General features: G+C 48.2%; 12 protein-coding genes. 1 reads left to right on the top strand and 11 read right to left on the bottom strand.

Annotation, left to right across the window (positions count from 1 at the left end; translation table 11 throughout):
• The first annotated feature begins 81 nt into the window (after positions 1-81).
• Complete coding sequence (locus ACQ4MX_RS22620; protein WP_431087433.1) at positions 82-2,172, top strand: VWA domain-containing protein; 2,091 nt, start codon at positions 82-84, stop codon at positions 2,170-2,172.
• Between the two features lie 41 nt (positions 2,173-2,213).
• On the opposite strand, the gene ACQ4MX_RS22615 is transcribed toward ACQ4MX_RS22620, so the two are convergent.
• The 11 genes from ACQ4MX_RS22615 to ACQ4MX_RS22565 form a co-directional block, all read right to left on the bottom strand.
• Positions 2,214-3,125: a serine/threonine protein kinase gene (locus tag ACQ4MX_RS22615; RefSeq protein ID WP_431087431.1), complete on the bottom strand. Its 912-nt coding sequence runs from the start codon at positions 3,123-3,125 to the stop codon at positions 2,214-2,216.
• A gap of 178 nt (positions 3,126-3,303) precedes the next feature.
• Positions 3,304-4,551, bottom strand: a complete 1,248-nt coding sequence (locus tag ACQ4MX_RS22610) for an L-lactate MFS transporter (protein WP_431087429.1) — start codon at positions 4,549-4,551, stop codon at positions 3,304-3,306.
• Positions 4,552-4,741: 190 nt separating this feature from the next.
• Positions 4,742-5,506 carry a LytR/AlgR family response regulator transcription factor gene (locus ACQ4MX_RS22605; protein ID WP_431087428.1) on the bottom strand — a complete coding sequence of 255 codons (765 nt, stop codon included), beginning with the start codon at positions 5,504-5,506 and terminating at the stop codon, positions 4,742-4,744.
• A complete protein-coding gene (locus tag ACQ4MX_RS22600) occupies positions 5,503-7,164 on the bottom strand; it encodes a LytS/YhcK type 5TM receptor domain-containing protein (RefSeq protein ID WP_431087427.1) in 1,662 nt (553 codons plus the stop codon). The genes ACQ4MX_RS22605 and ACQ4MX_RS22600 overlap by 4 nt, the downstream gene beginning before the upstream one ends.
• Before the next feature lie 51 nt (positions 7,165-7,215).
• Positions 7,216-8,202 carry a S66 family peptidase gene (locus ACQ4MX_RS22595; protein ID WP_431087426.1) on the bottom strand — a complete coding sequence of 329 codons (987 nt, stop codon included), beginning with the start codon at positions 8,200-8,202 and terminating at the stop codon, positions 7,216-7,218.
• Between the two features lie 307 nt (positions 8,203-8,509).
• Positions 8,510-8,743 carry a hypothetical protein gene (locus tag ACQ4MX_RS22590; protein WP_431087425.1) on the bottom strand — a complete coding sequence of 78 codons (234 nt, stop codon included), beginning with the start codon at positions 8,741-8,743 and terminating at the stop codon, positions 8,510-8,512.
• 234 nt (positions 8,744-8,977) lie between these two features.
• Entirely contained in the window at positions 8,978-9,619 is a 642-nt protein-coding gene (locus tag ACQ4MX_RS22585; RefSeq protein ID WP_431087424.1) for a 50S ribosomal protein L25, read from the bottom strand.
• A gap of 232 nt (positions 9,620-9,851) precedes the next feature.
• Complete coding sequence (pulA, locus tag ACQ4MX_RS22580; protein WP_431087423.1) at positions 9,852-12,353, bottom strand: type I pullulanase; 2,502 nt, start codon at positions 12,351-12,353, stop codon at positions 9,852-9,854.
• A gap of 292 nt (positions 12,354-12,645) precedes the next feature.
• Positions 12,646-14,301, bottom strand: coding sequence for an amino acid ABC transporter ATP-binding/permease protein (locus tag ACQ4MX_RS22575; protein WP_431087422.1), 1,656 nt, complete (start codon positions 14,299-14,301; stop codon positions 12,646-12,648).
• Entirely contained in the window at positions 14,294-15,952 is a 1,659-nt protein-coding gene (locus tag ACQ4MX_RS22570) for an ABC transporter ATP-binding protein/permease (protein ID WP_431087421.1), read from the bottom strand. The genes ACQ4MX_RS22575 and ACQ4MX_RS22570 overlap by 8 nt, the downstream gene beginning before the upstream one ends.
• Positions 15,865-16,443, bottom strand: a complete 579-nt coding sequence (locus tag ACQ4MX_RS22565; RefSeq protein WP_431087419.1) for a YbaN family protein — start codon at positions 16,441-16,443, stop codon at positions 15,865-15,867. The genes ACQ4MX_RS22570 and ACQ4MX_RS22565 overlap by 88 nt, the downstream gene beginning before the upstream one ends.
• Positions 16,444-16,509 lie beyond the last annotated feature (66 nt).

Genomic DNA, 16,509 nt, shown 5'->3' with positions numbered 1-16,509 from the left:
CTGTTTTGATCCTTTATCCCTTATATACCAAGGATTAGGAGAGTGGGCGCGCCCGCATTGGCCTCGTCGATGGAGGGGCTTATGTTCAGAATGAGGAAATTGGGAATCATTGCTTTTATGACTTTTGTACTATTTTTTCAAATTGGCTCAAACGGGGTCATTTGGACTGTAAATCAGGCCAATGCCGCATCTTTGGGAACTGTTCCGGTCGAAGGTTATGATGCCGTTTTTGTATTGGATACCAGCTATTCCATGAGGGATACCGATCCCGAGGGCATTGCGGCCGAAGTTATCAATATGTTTATGGATTTGAGTGATGCAGACCGTACACGCGTCGGATTCGTCGCTTACAACCATCATGTAGTCGCCTCGAAGTCGCTGACTTCTATTGCGGTAGCAGCGCAAAAATCACAAATTCAGCAGGAAATCAGAACGCTGAACCGTTCCGGTTATACAGATTTGGGACTTGGATTGCGTAAAGGCTCGGAACTGCTTGCCGCAGGGACTTCCAAAGGACGTCAGCCTTTTATGATCCTGTTATCCGATGGAGAGACTGATTTTGGAGCCTCTTCCGGTTCCCGATCCAAAGGGGACTCAAGTAATGACGTGTCCTCCGTCATTAAGTCTGCACAGACCAAAGGATACCCTGTGTATACCATTGGACTGAATCATGACGGCACGGTGAACCGTCAGGAACTGGAGCGAATCGCTTCGCAAACGGGGGGAGCTTCTTTTATAACGAGCAGCGCCGAGGATCTGCCGGAAATTTTGAACCGTATTTTCGCCAGCCAAATTCGTTCCAAGCTCGTTCCAATCGCGGCGATTACGACCACTGGCGAAATGCAGGAATTAACGGTGGATATACCAGACTCTAGTATGGAAGAAGCCAATCTGGTACTTTTGTCGGAGCATCCTCTTCAGGAAACACAGCTCTATTCCAATTCAGAAAATGTCCGCAGGTACAAATCGAGCCGATATGCAATTTTAAAAATTGAGCATCCACAGGCAGGCAAAGTAAAGCTGAAACTGAGAGGCATACGCGGAGATTTGGTCAAAATCAATTTGCTTGGCAGCTATCGACTGGAAGCCGAAGCCTCCATGACAGGAAATAAGGAAATACAAACCAATGGAAACAAACCCGTGCAGCTGCCTAAAGGGCAAGCCATACCGTTCAAAGCTCAGTTGTTGCTGCCGGATGGTCAAAGGCTTACAGACGAAGCCGTTTATAAATCGCTTCAAGCCAATATCATGGTTACACCCGTAAAGGGCGGTACAAGCAAAAAGGTACCTATGACCTACAAGTCGGGATTTTTCCAGGCCGAATACGCGTTCCCACTAACGGCGGATTATACTTGGCAGCTGTCTTTGGACAGCCCGCAATGGTATCGTAAGGGAGCGGTCCATACCGTCCATGCAGTGAATGCTGCACCCCAGGCTTTAAAGGACCTGACGATTCGTCTGGTGAAGGAAGACGGGGATGCCCGCCGGAATTTAAGCGAATTTTTTGCTGATCCGAATCATGACAAGCTCACCTATAAGCTGGACTCAGGAGCCTCCGGGGATGCGGCTAATGCTGAGATTAACGGCACAGATCTGCTGTTATCCGGGCTTCACACGGGCGACTCTGAGCTGAAAATTACCGCTACCGATTCGGAGGGAGCATCCAGCAGCGCTACGCTGACCGTTTCCGTACAGTCCCGGTATACAGCCATCAAATGGACGGTAGCGGTCAGCGTCGTAGTGGCGGCGCTTCTGTACTGGTTCTTGCGGCCAAAACCGCAGTTTGCAGGAAGAATCGAAGGATATTTCCTCGCGACAGCAAGTGGACAGGAAATTCCGGTAAAATCCTGGCCGCTCACCTCCTTTCCGGGCAGGAAGGTCAGCTTGCAGGAGTTGTTCCGTACGCTTGACGTTCACGAACCTCTGCCAGAAGCGGAGCGGATCATCTTTTCCGCGGGTAAAAAAGGGACCCTTGTAGTCAAACATGATACACGCTGCGCCTTGCAGCACGGGAAAGTCAGAATTGCCCGCAATAAAAAGGCCGTGCTGGAGTACAGCGACAAGCTCTACATTACGTTCGAGGACGGTGTAACTGAAATCGAGCTGCGGTACAAGGCGATCAAGCCCAATACCTCCGTGTACACGGATCATATTCAAGCTCCGACAGGATAACGTCCGTCGGAAACAAAAAAGGGAAGTGCCGTCTCTTACGATTAACGAACCGTAAGAGTTGGGCGCTTCCCTTTTTTTATCCAATATTCCGCACGCAGTGCGGCTTTAAACCATCTGAGCGAGCGGCAACGCTTGTTCGCCTGTACCTCCAGACCACGCCGAATCACATACGGCAGTAGAGAAAGACCTGCATTTTCGATCTGAATCCGGTCGGCCTGATCTGCAAACAATCTGCCCGGCACATCCGGTGGAGGTGATCCTTTTCGGCAATAATACAGCGTGGCCGCCAGACTGTAGATATCTGACACGGGTCCTTGCTGCGAGCGGTTAGAGTAGAACTCCAGCGGAGAGTAGCCCGCCGTGGTGAAAATCGGATGCTCTTTGCCTTCAAAATGCACAGCCGATCCGAAATCAAGCAGCTTGATGTTGCCATTCTCCCCGATCATAATGTTGCCCGGCTTAATATCCCGATGAATAATGCCTTTATCATGAATATATTCCATGGCATCAATTAAAGGCAGCAGCGCATGGTACAAAAAAGCAGGATCGGATGTTGAAGCATCCTCTTCCTTCATCACCCTGTCCAGCGTCTTGCCGGCACAATATTCCATAACTAGATATGCGGTTCCATTTTCTTCAAAGTGATCTATATAACCGACAATACCCGGATGGCTTAATTCCTTGAGCATTTGCCCTTCACGCAAAAAATAATGCATAAACTCCACGTATTTGAATTGCATAGATGCGCTGCAGGTCACCGTTTTTCGATCCGATCCCCGCAAAGCGAGCGCATTCGGAAAAAACTCCTTAACAATGACCTTTTCTCGATTATCCAACAGCCTTGCCGTATACACGATGGCCAGCTCACTGCGGGACAAGGCGCTTCGAATTTGATATGTATTTCGCAGCTTCGTATTGCGGGCAAGCAGATTCCCGCTTGTATCCACGATCATGACTCGTCCTCCTGTCAGGTTCTTAGCTTATGTCTTTTGTATATATCGGCTTATTACATATCTTTTTATTATACCGTAAAATCGAATAATGGAAAAACAAATAACCTGCCATAATCTCCCTCAGAGAAATGATGACAGGTCTTTTGGCATTCATCTGGTACTTTGTTCTCAATCCCTTTTAACCCAGTTTCGTTTCAGGCTTCATGCTGCGCATGCTGTTGGTATTTTTCTTTCGTTGGCTGCGCAGATTGCCTTGATCCGGGGTACGGATGGTAAGTGCAATCAGGAACGATACGACACACAGCACAGCAATCGTGGTAAAGGTCGGGATGAATCCGCCTAGCAAGGCTGCGATAAAGGAACCAGCCAGCGCACCGAGGCCAAAGCCCTGATACACGATACCGTAGTTTTTGCTTTGATTTTTCAGGCCGAAGAAATCAGCTACGATGGCAGGAAAGACTGTAATGTTACCGCCGAAGCAGAATGCAATCCCTGCTACACAGGTAAAGAACAAACCGTAATTTAACGGCACCAGACTCAGCACTGTAACTGCGACCGCTGTTGTTAGCAGCGCACCTGCTACTACTTTCAGACGACCGACTTTATCCGACAGCGCACCTAATATGATTCGACCCGCCGTGTTGAAAATAGCGACCATAGCAACCGCATTGGCGGCTGTAGCTACATCCAGCCCCGCCATCCGTACGCCGATATCCTTTACAACTCCAATCAGATACAAGCCACTCATACAAGCCGTAAAGAACATGACGAATAACAGATAAGCCTGCTTGGTGCGCAGCATTTCTTTTACAGTGTAATCACGCTGCACAACTCCATTTTGTACCGAAGGCTTGTTCACGACTGCTGCTTCCCGTACCAGGAAGGAACCGCCCACAATCATGATCAGCACGATCATTCCCCAATACAGAAACGCCTGCGATACGCCAACGGACTGAATTAACGAACCATTGATATACTTAAATATAAGACTGCCTGTTCCGTATGCCCCAACCGAGATACCGGAAATGAGTCCCTTTCTCTCGGGGAACCATTTGATCAGATTCGACAGTGATGTAATATAAGCCGTACCATCCGCAAATCCTACAACAATACCCGCCAAAATGTACAACAGGGACAGGGAAGTTACCTGTGAGCTGAGCATAAGTCCTGCGCCCAACACAACGCCCGCGCACAAAATCAGACGACGTAATCCCCATTTATCCTGTAGCTTACCTGCGAACAATGTAGCAAACGCCAGCGCAAAGCTGGTAATCGAAAATGTAATGGCAACCGAGCTGAGATTCCAGCCAAAGTGGTCCACCAGCGGTTGATTGAATAAACTCCATGTGTAAATCGTTCCTAAACCCATTTGAACAATAATCGTTCCAAGCACGACCAGCCAACGGTTTCCGCTGTTTGTTTTCATATAAATCTCCTCTTTTCATTCCGGCTCTATAGCTTCAATTCGTTATCATGATGACCGGGAATCCAGTACGCTTTGCGCCCCGGGAGAAGCAAGTCTGTAAGGATTCTCTCTACATGGATCATTATAACGCTGCATGTCAGCCAGAAATCGTTTGAGGAATGAAATGCACCTATAGCGGAATGAAATGCCTTTATAGTCGCATAATTTGCCGAAATTCCTTGGCCTTGCTGCGGCTTACCGGAATCTCCGCGTCCAGACCGCGCAAGCGCAGGAGGTACGTATGATTGAACCAAGGTACAATTTCACGGATCTGCGACAGATTAACCGTGTAGGATCGGTGACAGCGGAAAAAGTCCTGCTGCGGCAGTCGGGCATGAAATTCCGAAATGCTCATCGGCATCGTGTATTCCTCATGTCTTGTAAAGACAAGGGTAACCTTTTCCTGTGCGCACGCATAATAAATATCGTTGGCATCCGTTACAATGATTTTGTCGTTTTTCAGCAGATTGATACGGCCCGGGGCGCTAACGATGCTGGTTTCAGCAGGTCGGGGCTGCGCAGGTTGGGCAATCTCCTGTACCTGAACGTTCCGCTGCTCGTAAGCATTTTCCAGCTTGCGCAGCATGGCGGCGATCCGCTTTTCATCATACGGCTTGAGGATGTAATCAAATGCCTCCAGTTCGAAAGCCTGCGCGGCATGCTCTTTATAGGCGGTCGTAAAAATAATATAAGGCTTTTTGGCAAATTTGCTAATGTTCTGCGCCAGCAGCATCCCGTCCAGAGAAGGAATGTTAATATCGAGAAAAATAGCGTCCGTCTCATGGTCCTGCAAAAAACGGAACACGTCCAGCCCGTCCTCAAAGCTGTCCGTCACTTCAATATGGCTGTGGGTCTGAATAAGATACTCCAGCTCTTCACGCGCCGGAATTTCATCTTCTACAATGATGGCCTTCATGACTGCTCCTTTGGTATGTCAAAATAAACTTCGGTGCCTTGCTCATGCTTGAGAATAATAACCCCTTCTCCATACATGAGCTTGAGTCGTCTATGCACATTATACAAGCCAATTTGTTTGGCTGGAACCCGATCATGATACAGGTTATCCACGACATCATCCCGTATGCCTACTCCTGTATCTGCCACAGAAATCCGCACCTTTTCTCCCCGATCCTTTACGGAAATGGTCACTGTACCCGGTCCCTTTTTCTTGAGAATTCCATGATTAATCGCATTCTCAACCAGCGGCTGAATGATAAGGCTTGGAATGCGCACGGACACCTCGTCCATCACATACACCACCTGAAGCCGGTTGCCGAAGCGGGCTTTTTCAATTTCCACGTAATCAGACACCTGCTGAAGCTCCTTATGAATTTCGATCAAATCATCATTCAGCTCCAAATTATAACGCAGATATCCCGACAAATTAATGATCAGCTCTCGTGCCTTATCCGGCTTGGTGCGCGTCGTAGAGGCAATGGCGTTCAGCGCGTTGAACAGAAAATGCGGATTGATTTTAGTCTGGAGCGCCTTCAACTCGGCTTTATTCGCCGCTTCCTTAATTTGCTCCACACGCGATACTTCCATTAATGTGGAAATAATTTGGGACAAGCCAATCGCCATTGTTTGCAACGGATACGTGATTTTATAAGCTTTGCGGTAGTAAATTTTCAGGGTTCCGGTCACCTCTCCCCGTTCCTCCAGCGGGATAATGAGCAGAGACTGGATTTGAGGTGTTTTATCGTCGGCAATATGGTTGCGAATGGTGATTTTACCGCTGCGTATTGTCGATTTGGTCACATCACTGATGATCTCGTCGCCGATATGATAACGTTCCTCGCCAAAACCAACGTAGGCCAAGACATCTCTGGTATCCGTAATCGCCACCGCATCGGCCTTGATATCCTCCTTAATGATCGAGCAAATCGTATGCAGCGATTCGGCATTAATGGAGCGGAAATAAGGCAGCGTCTTGTTCGCAATATCTAGTGCCAGCTTGGCCTGTCTGGCCGCGATATTTTCCTTTTCCCCCTCGACACTCTGAATCAGCAGAACGATCAGACCGACACTGACTTGCCCGATAATCATCGGCAGACCGATCTTTGAAACGATGTCCAAACCAAGCTCATACGGTTGTGCCATCACCAGAATGAGCAGCATCGTCAATGTTTCGCAGATCATTCCGGCGGCAATACCGACCAGCCACCTCTTGGAGCGGTCGACCCGGCGCCCGATATATCCCGATACCACACCTGCCAGAATACTCGTAATCAGACACGGAATCGAGGTCACTCCCCCGATATCAATCAGATAACGGTGAATACCCGATACAATACCCGTAATAATCCCGACCCACGGTCCAAATAAGATGCCACCCGCCATAATCGCAATAATCCGGACATTGACGAGCGATCCTTCCACTTCGATCCCGGTATACGTGCCAAACAGCGCAAACATGCAAAAAATCATCGTTAATAGCGTCAGCTCTGCCGGGGAATGACTGTTCTTTTGCAAGGTCTCCTTAAACCGGGGAATACGGGTAATAAAAAATAGACAAATCAGCAACAACGCTGCGCGTTCAAATAGCTGCATCAGCATTTCCAAAAAGCCGTTCACATGCGTTCCTCCCAAATATAAACCCATTCATCAAGCCTTGTACCACTCTCACTATTCACATATTTCAAGATCAATCATGTCATTCCGGGCACGGATACTCGCCTTCCCGCCAATCGGATATGTAAATTGCGGTGTGGTATGTCCGAAATCGGCATCTGCAATCACCGGAATAGAGGCCAGTTCCTTTTTCGAGCTAATGATTTGCCGCAGCAACTTTTCCGTCATATGAGATGCCTGCTGAAAACGTCCGATGATGATTCCTCTCACCTGATCGAATCCCGGCTGGTGCAGCAATGATTGCAAATCTCGATCAAACGTAGCAGGAGAGCTTTCATAATCATCCTCAACCAATAGAATCGTTCCTTCCAGACTCGGCATATACGGGGTTCCCTGCAACAAATTCAGGGTACACAGGTTTCCACCCACAATCGTACCGTATGCCTCTCCTTCGTGAATCGCATAAGGCCCGACATTGCGGTGAAAGATTCGTTGATCCTGATCCAAATACCATGTATCATCACTCCACTCTGGCGAAGACTGGATTTGAATACTGCCCTCTTCCAACATCATCCTTTGAAAATACGCTGTCGTATATTCATTCCCTTGCTGCATGCCAAATGTCAAAAAATGAGGCCCTGCATACGTGATAAGTCCCGTTTTCGCATATATGGCATGACTTAAAGCTGTAATATCCGAATAACCACATAACCGTTTAGGATGAGCGCCAATCAATTCATAGTCAAGGTGGGCAAGGAGCTGATTAGCATTATACCCTCCAATGGCAGTCAAAATGCCCTTCACCTTCGGATCGGCAAAAGCTTCGTGCAAATCTGCTACTCTGGACTCTATTGAAGAAGATGTAAAATCATCGCTTTCCAGCACATGTTGCGAAAAGCTCACCGCAAACCCGAGTTGCTCCAGCTTTTGCTGGGCAATTAGACGATTTTTCTCAGAAACGATAGACAAACTTCTGGACGGCGAAAGAATGCGTATCTCGTCTCCAGCCTTTAGTTTGGGCGCTTGCTTTCCTATGATCATGGTCATTCCCCCTATATACGAAGCATTTAAACTGTCACAAATTATACCATCAACTTCCATCTATATAAACTGAGCTTAAAAGTTACCTATTGCGCCACTGCGCAGTCGGATAGTGCTTCCCATCGCCACCGCTTCGCTTGTACAGCACCATTCCGCCTACTCCGTTTTCCATGTACCTTTTTTAGTTCAGCCTATGTAATTATAGCTTTTAGAAATACACTCTCAACTCTACATCAGCAAAAAAACGGGGATTACCGTCTGATAGCGATATTCCTCGGCTCATTAGCCCGATGATGAAGCTATCTGATTACTGGCTTTTGCTGGTTTCGATATGGTTACTGTCCTCATTCTTTTCTTGTACCAGCTCTTTCAATTGGATAATCAGCGTCTCCAGCTCACCGAAGCCAGCCACCATGTTGGAGGTTATATTTCGTTGCTCCTCCACACCAGCAAAAATCTGTTCCGACGCCGCACTGGCTGTTCGGTTACACTTTAAAACGCTCGGTAAAGCTACAAAAATATTACACGGATTTAAGGTCATAGCCACCGGAAAGTATCGGTAAGACGGATACAACCAAAATAAAGAGCAAATCAATATGGTGGTTTCCAATCACCTTTAATTACCAAGTCACAAAATGACATCATCACTAGATGGATGTAATCGCATATTATTTAAACGCAAAAAATCGCCCCCTGATCAGGGAGCGATTTTACATTTATCTTTGAATAGCCGTCTTCGGCAGGAAGACACTTATCTATCCGATGACCTACAGCATCAGGATTCCTTGTTTTCGGAAGCCTGTTCTGTACCTTCTGTTGCAGCTGCATCGCCTGCTACAGCAGCATTTTCCACCTCAACCGCACGCGGAACGATAATGGAAGCAAGCAACTCTTCCTCAGGAACGTGCAACGTTACTCCTTTAGGGAGTTTCAGATCGCTTGCGCTCAGCTTGTCGCCGACATCCAGTGCGGATACATCCACCTCAATGGTAGATGGCAGGTCATCAGGAAGACCCTCGACTTCGACTTCGGTTTCCTGAATTTGCAGAATACCGCCCGTTTTTGTACCTACAGGTGTACCCTGATAATCAATAGAAACACGCACGCGAAGCGGCTTGTTTTTGGAAATTTTCAAAAAATCGGCATGCAACCACTGGTTGTCACGCTGCTGATAATCCTTAATGATGACCGGAATGGTTTCTCCACCCTCTACAGTGAGGTTGAACACCTCCGAACGTCCGGTTCTGGCTACTTTATTAAATTCTTTGGCATCGACATGTACAGGGGTTCCTTCAAGCTCAGAGCCGTAAACCACAGCTGGAATCCGTCCTTTTAACCTCAATCCACGAAGTGCCGAACCCTTCTTCTCTGTTCTCGGCTGGGCGGTCAGTTGAATACTTCCTCCATTAGAACTCATGATATACAACCTCCTTCAGGTTACCTTACAAATGATTATTCCTCAAGAATCTTGCCTGTTCACCAGTCGCACTACAAGGTATAAGCCAGCAAGCTGGCAAAATCAAACAAGTCCATAATTCTATATTACCCCTTTTTTCTGAAAATGACACACGTTTGCATAAAAAAATAGCATCTCTCGAAATAATCGAAAAATGCTATTCAATGTACGAAAGACAACCAACCCTATAAAGCTATCCTGCCCGGTTGTCGTTGACCAGTAGCAAATATTCTTCTCTGCCACTGTGAATCAATACCTGCATCACAGATCGGTTCAGGTCTACATCAATATACCGATCGGCCTCAATATCCTTGGCATCCCACTGATTGAGGCGGACGATGTAGCCGATACGCCGCACATGAGGAGCCACTTGAATACGCGCTACTGCGCGACCGTCATCCAATTCACTCAATTCTACATGTCCGTCCCGGCATCCGGTGCCCCATACCCACACATTCCAACCGGAATATTGTCGATCCGCACGCTCGTAAATCAACTCAATGGTGCGATACAACGCCGCTTCTTCGTAGTGACCTGCGATCTCTAGGTCTGTTCCCTCATCCGAACCTTCCAATCCGTTCTCCGCCAGCTCGTTAGTCTGATCCAGTCCGGCCAAAAAGGATGACTGAGCGGGTTCCTCCTGATCATACAGTACCATCATCGACCAGCGCGAAACGGTCACACGATGGCCTGCTACTTCATACCGTATCTCATTTCCAGCCCCGTGAGCATCCACAACGACATGCCAGCGATCCGATTCCGCAGGCAGCAGTATCGTCTGCTCCGTATCCGAGCCGTTATAAATCACCACAATCTGATTCCAGGCATCGCCGTTAGCATGGTGCCTCAATGTAAAAGCTACCACATGCCCGCTGCTGTGCAGCACTTCCATATGCTGCTCCACCAGCTCCCGATGATCCATCCGGAATGCCGGATGACTGCGCCGTAAAGCGATTAGTCCCTGATAGTAATCAAATACGGGACGAAATCTCGCCTTGTTCTCCCAGCGAATAGCATTCACCACATCCACACTACGGTAGCTATTATGGTCTCCATATTTGGAGCGCAACAGTTCATCACCTGCATGGATAAAGGGAATGCCCTGGGAGGTCAGCACCATGCCGTTTGCCAGCAAGGATTTGCGTACGGTTTCATTCTCCAGCAAGTCATGCTCATTCACTTCCCGGTACGGGTCTGCTTCCGCCACGGCTTGTTCGGCCGCTCTCCCATCCTGCGGCTGACCCTGCTCCCATTGAGGAAAACCGCAGTGTTCCCGCAAATGCCGCACCGTCAAAATTTTATCCCACAGATTGAGATTATCGTGAGCCGTGACATAATTGACCGTTTCCGAAGGTTGGGCTGTAAAATCATGAATAGCTCCAAAAACACCTTTAAGCACCAGTTCCTCCTGATCCCATGCCCCCGTGGCAAAGCCACTTGCGGTACCATCACTGTCACCCTTAATAGCAGAACGATAGTTGTCATTGAAGACGGCAAAGCCTTTGTCCCGTTGTGTTCCTTTTAACGTCAGCAGAGGCTGCGGGGATTCTCCCCCCGTCCAAGGCTCTCCATAGATAAGCAGATCGGGACGAACCTCAGAGCGAAGCTCCTGTGTAAGCTGCTCCATAGTCGGCGTATCAATCAGTCCCATCAGATCAAAACGGAAGCCGTCTATATGATATTCTTCTGCCCAATAGCGCAGTGAATCCTTGATATACTTGCGAACCATGGGGCGTTCGCTTGCCACCTCATTACCCACACCCGAGCCGTTGGAAAGCTGCCCATGCTCATCCGTACGGTAATAGTAACCCGGTACAACAGGGTCGAACGGCCCTTTTTCCACCGAGAAAGTATGGTTGTACACGACGTCCATAATGACACCGATGCCAGCAGTATGCAGGGATTGCACCAGCAGCTTCAACTCCCGTATACGTGCCTCCGGGTCAGCCGGATTGGAAGAATAAGATCCCTCCGGCACATTATAGTGCTGCGGATCATAGCCCCAGTTATATTCTGTGCCCTGTTCCGCAAAATCATTTACCGTATGGAAATCAGCTACTGGAAGCAGATGGACATGAGTAATGCCCAGCTCCAGCAAATGATCCAGTCCGATGCTGTTGCCCACCGAATCTTTTAGTCCCGTATACGTAAAGGCTGCAAACCGTCCTTGTGCGGCAGATAAGCCTTTTTCTCCAGTATTAAAATGTGTATCCATTGAAAAATCACGCACATGAAGCTCATATATAATGGCATCCGTAGCCCGAACAAGTGTGGGGCCGGCATCCTCTTTCCATCCGTCCGGATGGGTTTGAGCCAAATCAACGATTGCCGTACGCTGTCCATTGGCTGATACCGCTGTCGCATAAGGGTCGGCTGCATAATGAAGTGTGCGGTCTGCCCCTTCCAGCCTGTACATGTAATAATACTTGTTCCAGTCGCCTTCCAGCTCTACGGACCATACACCATGCTCATCACGGCTCATCGGAAATTCCCGGCCACCGCTATGGTCCTGAACGTTACCTTCCTGGTCGTACAATCCAGCGTTGTCATACAGCGCTACATGGATCTGCTTCGCAGTCGGTGCCCATACTTTAAACATGCTGCCCGCAGGCGTATAAGTAAGACCCAAATCATGGCCTTCATATGTGGGATATGTTGTGTGCTCAAGCTCCTTGAGTTGATTGAAATCAGACATTCCTGTTCACCACCCATTTCTGTACATCGGCTTTCAGCCTCTGTTCATCCATCATTTATGATGTTTACGACTTGTCAATATACCTCGGATTTTGCAAAAATCCTTACCTACTAGGCTATCAAAATAAGACAAGCTTGAAAAGTCGGATGATTTCAAATACGGATGCTGCTTTTATTTCACACGCACACTCCATTTTATGACAAAACTATGAATAGGCTACAACAGCAGCCCTCCAAGCACCATAAATAATTCCCTTTATCCCTTCACGTTCATGTAAAAAAATATCAAAAAGTCAAGACAGCCTTCGGTTATCCATCTGAAACATATCGTCCGCAATTCGCATGGTGGAGCTTCGGTGGGAAACAAGGACAATCGTTTTATCCTGTTGCTGTTCCTTTAACGATTTTAAGATGATCGCTTCATTCAGGCTGTCCAAATTGCTGGTAGGCTCATCGAGCAGCAGGAGCGGAGCATCATGAACAAAGGCTCTGGCCAGCCCCAGCCGCTGACGTTCACCACCGGACAGCCTGTCCCCCAATTCTCCAACACGGCTGTCATATCCTTGAGGCAAGGTCATAATAAAATCATGCACTGACGCCCTGCGGGCTGCTTCCACAACCTGCTTATGCGTAGCATCAGGTTTTCCAATTTTAATATTGGCCGCAATCGTATCATCAAACAGGAACGTATCCTGATCCACATAGCTTTGCAGACCTCTCAAATGCTTCGTTCCGATTTCCTTCAAATCATGTCCAGACATCAAAATCCCGCCCTGCTGCGGGTCCCTGAATCGCATCAGCAACTTGAGCAAAGTGGACTTGCCGGAGCCGCTTTTCCCCTGAATACCTGTAATCCGCTTGTGCGGGATGGTAAAACTTACATTATCCAGCACCGTCTGATCCTCATACGCAAAAGTTATCTTGTCCACCTGCGCCCCGGTAAAGGCAACGCTCATTCCCCCGAAATTTTCCTCGACCTCCGGGGTTTCCTCCAGCAGACTCAGCACTCGTTCCCCGCTCGCCAGCGTTTGAAGCAGATTGTTGGATAAATTGCTAAGCGCAACTACTGGGCCAAACGAGCTAAACAAGGCAATGACGGAAACAAGCATCCCTGTAAAGCTGACCTGCAACTTGGACATACCATACAATCCAGCCAGCAGCATCAGAAATGAAAATCCCACGACCGCCGCATCCGTTATCGCTCTTGTGATACCTTCATGATGCTTCAAGCTCTTCTGCTTGGCATCCAATTGATCCGTACGACGGTTAATTTCCGTCAGTCGTTGTTCCCCATGTCCGTATTGCACGATTTCTTTCATGCCACGCAGGCTGTCCAGAAAATAACTGCTCAGCTTACCGAAGCTGCTCCGGTATTCCATACCCTGCCGTCTGCCCAAACGTGACGTTAACAAGGGAATGAGCAGGCCGACTGTTATGTAAGCAAGCGCAGCGAGCCAGCCTAATAGAGGCTCATAAGAACCGATAAAGAATACCATTAGCAGTGAAGTGATGATGCCGATCATAACAGGCGCTATCGTGTGTGCATAAAACACTTCCAGCAGCTCAATATCACTCGTAATCAGCGAGATCAGATTTCCTTTGTCCTTGCCTTCGAGCTTGGCTGGCGCCAGTCTGCGCAGGGCTTGAAGCACCTTGTCACGCAGCACAGCCAGCAGTTTGAAGGCGAGGTAATGACCACTCATTTGCTCGCCATAACGGAACACCCCACGCAGTACAGCACAAATCACGATGGCTGTGAGCAGAAACGTCATGCTGTAGCCTGTCGTGATGCCCGTTGCTGTAAGCAGGGCAAGGGCCCCATAGACAATAATGCCAATAGCACAAGCAAATCCAAGCACTCCTGTAACAATCGTTATGAGTAGCACTGGTAAAAGAGGCCCGGCCAGTACCAGCAATTGGGCCATGATCCGTAATCCGTGTCTACGCATATACAGCACCCCCTTTTACAAACTGCTCTACCCGGTGCTGACTGAGATACATCTCCGCATAATGTCCCTGCTGGCTCAACAGCTCATGATGCGTACCAGATTCTGCCACCAAGCCGTTTTGCAGCACATAAATACGGTCGGATTGGACAACATTTTCCAATCTATGCGAGATGAGAATAATGGTTTTTCTGCCTGCCAACGCATGTATAACCTCCATAATACCTTCCTCGCTCTCACTGTCTATGTTAGAGGTAGCCTCATCAAAAATGTACACGCTACTATCATGCAGCAGCGCTCTTGCCAGCGCTAGCCGTTGGCGCTGTCCCCCTGACAGGTTCGCTCCCTGCTCCTCCAGTTCTACTTCCAGTCCTCCCTGCGAGAGAACAAAGTCGTACAGCTTTACCTGCCGCAAGGCTTCCAGCATTTGTTCCTCATCCGCGTGCTCATTGCCCATTTTCAAATTAGCTTCGACCGTGCCCTTGAAAATATAGCTGTTGAAGCCGATCCAGGTCATGTGACGCATACGACTTTCTTCTGAAATAGCTGCAAGTTCGGTTCCTCCAACGGTCAAGCTTCCCCGATAACCTTCGTGATGTCCGACGATTAATCCGGCTACCGTGCTTTTACCAGAGCCTGATTCTCCGATAATTGAAACGAAGCTGCCCTGAGGAATATCCATAGATATATTTCGTAGGGTGTCCCTCTCGTCGTAGGCAAAGTTCACCTGATCCAGTCGAATATCGGTAGTCTCAATGCTTTTTTTTCCTTGTACTAGCTCCTCTGTACTCAGAATTTGAAATATTTTGTCACTCGCTGCCATCCCATTCATAGCGATATGAAAGTAAGAGCCCAGCAGGCGCAGCGGAATGAAGAACTCAGCCGACAGCAGCACAATGATCAGTGCTCCCGCCAAGCCAATATGACCAGCGGAATATTCGCTCACTGCGACCAGAACGCCCGCAGCGGCACCGCCAAATGCGATAAGGTCCATGACTGCCACCGAGTTTAACTGCATAGTCAGTACTTTCATTGTCATTTTGCGAAAATCCTCGGCCGCCGTGTTCATTTCCTGATGTTTCTCCTGATCTGTCCCATATATTTTAAGCGTGGTCAGGCCCTGTACATTTTCCAAAAAGCTGTGACCCAGATTGACATAGCTGCCCCAATATTTTCGAAATAGCTTTTTAGCCATCCTCATAATGACTATAATCGACACCGGAATCAACGGGACGCAGATCAACAGAATAATGGCAGCCTTGAAGCTGACAAAAGATAAGGTGATGAACAACGTTACGGGTGCAAGCAGACTGTAAAATAATTGGGGCATGTATCTGCCAAAATAGGTCTCAAGCTGCTCCACTCCTTCTACAGCAACCTGAATAACCCCCGACGTGGAGGTATGATCCGTATACGCCGGCCCCAGCTTCAGCAGCTTGCCGTAAATTTGCGAGCGCAGCGTTTTTTTGGCATTCACGGAGGCCCGATAGGACAGCATACTGGCTGCATAATTGCACAAGCATCGGACTGCAATCGCAGCAATGACAATGTTCGTCACAGATAGAATCAGCTTACGGGTAACTTGTCCCATGCCTGTTGCAAAACAAAGGACATGGACAAAACAGCGGCTATACTGCCCAAAAGACCGATCCACTGCACAAGCACACCCAGAACGATATATTTTCGGGAATGCTCCACCAGACCAAGCAGACGGCTGTCGACCATTTTAGACCTTTTCTTCGTGGTATCAGCAGATAGAATTGGGGATGGAGTTTCTGCTGTAGTGCCTCTCACCGTTCCGATTCGGAATATAAAGTAATAATATTTGAAGAGGATGACCAATACGATGACCGCTTTGGCCCACACTTGGGGAGATAAAACAAAGCCAGTAATGAGCATCGCTGACGCCAATCCCAGTGCCGTGATTTTAGTGGAGAGCTTCAGCGATCTTGTTTGGACAAAGCTTTCCAGATGCTTTTCGTACAAAGAGGTGTTCGAAAACCATTGGTGAATCCGTTCAGACCCCCGCATAAAGAAAAAGGCTGCCAGCAGCAGAAAAGGCGTAGTCGGCAGCAACGGTACTACCACGCCAATCACTCCAAGCGCCAAAAATAGAAACCCTAAGGTAACATAGATCGGTTTCACTGTAATCCTCCCTAAATAGATATGATGATGACTCCATTTTGTAGATAATGATAATCATTATCAATA

Source organism: Paenibacillus sp. 8b26 (genome assembly GCF_050626875.1).
Taxonomy (GTDB): Bacteria; Bacillota; Bacilli; order Paenibacillales; family Paenibacillaceae; genus Paenibacillus.
The sequence above is the reverse complement of the archived record's forward strand: the minus strand, read 5'-3'. Positions and strand labels throughout refer to the sequence as shown.

Bases quoted from the DNA above. Each gene is read 5' to 3' on its own strand.
- ACQ4MX_RS22620 (WP_431087433.1), top strand. From the start codon at position 82: ATGTTCAGAATGAGGAAATTGGGAATCATTGCTTTTATGACTTTTGTA.
- ACQ4MX_RS22615 (WP_431087431.1), bottom strand. From the start codon at position 3,125: ATGATCGTGGATACAAGCGGGAATCTGCTTGCCCGCAATACGAAGCTG.
- ACQ4MX_RS22610 (WP_431087429.1), bottom strand. From the start codon at position 4,551: ATGAAAACAAACAGCGGAAACCGTTGGCTGGTCGTGCTTGGAACGATT.
- ACQ4MX_RS22605 (WP_431087428.1), bottom strand. From the start codon at position 5,506: ATGAAGGCCATCATTGTAGAAGATGAAATTCCGGCGCGTGAAGAGCTG.
- ACQ4MX_RS22595 (WP_431087426.1), bottom strand. From the start codon at position 8,202: ATGATCATAGGAAAGCAAGCGCCCAAACTAAAGGCTGGAGACGAGATA.
- ACQ4MX_RS22590 (WP_431087425.1), bottom strand. From the start codon at position 8,743: ATGACCTTAAATCCGTGTAATATTTTTGTAGCTTTACCGAGCGTTTTA.
- ACQ4MX_RS22585 (WP_431087424.1), bottom strand. From the start codon at position 9,619: ATGAGTTCTAATGGAGGAAGTATTCAACTGACCGCCCAGCCGAGAACA.
- pulA (WP_431087423.1), bottom strand. From the start codon at position 12,353: ATGTCTGATTTCAATCAACTCAAGGAGCTTGAGCACACAACATATCCC.
- ACQ4MX_RS22575 (WP_431087422.1), bottom strand. From the start codon at position 14,301: ATGCGTAGACACGGATTACGGATCATGGCCCAATTGCTGGTACTGGCC.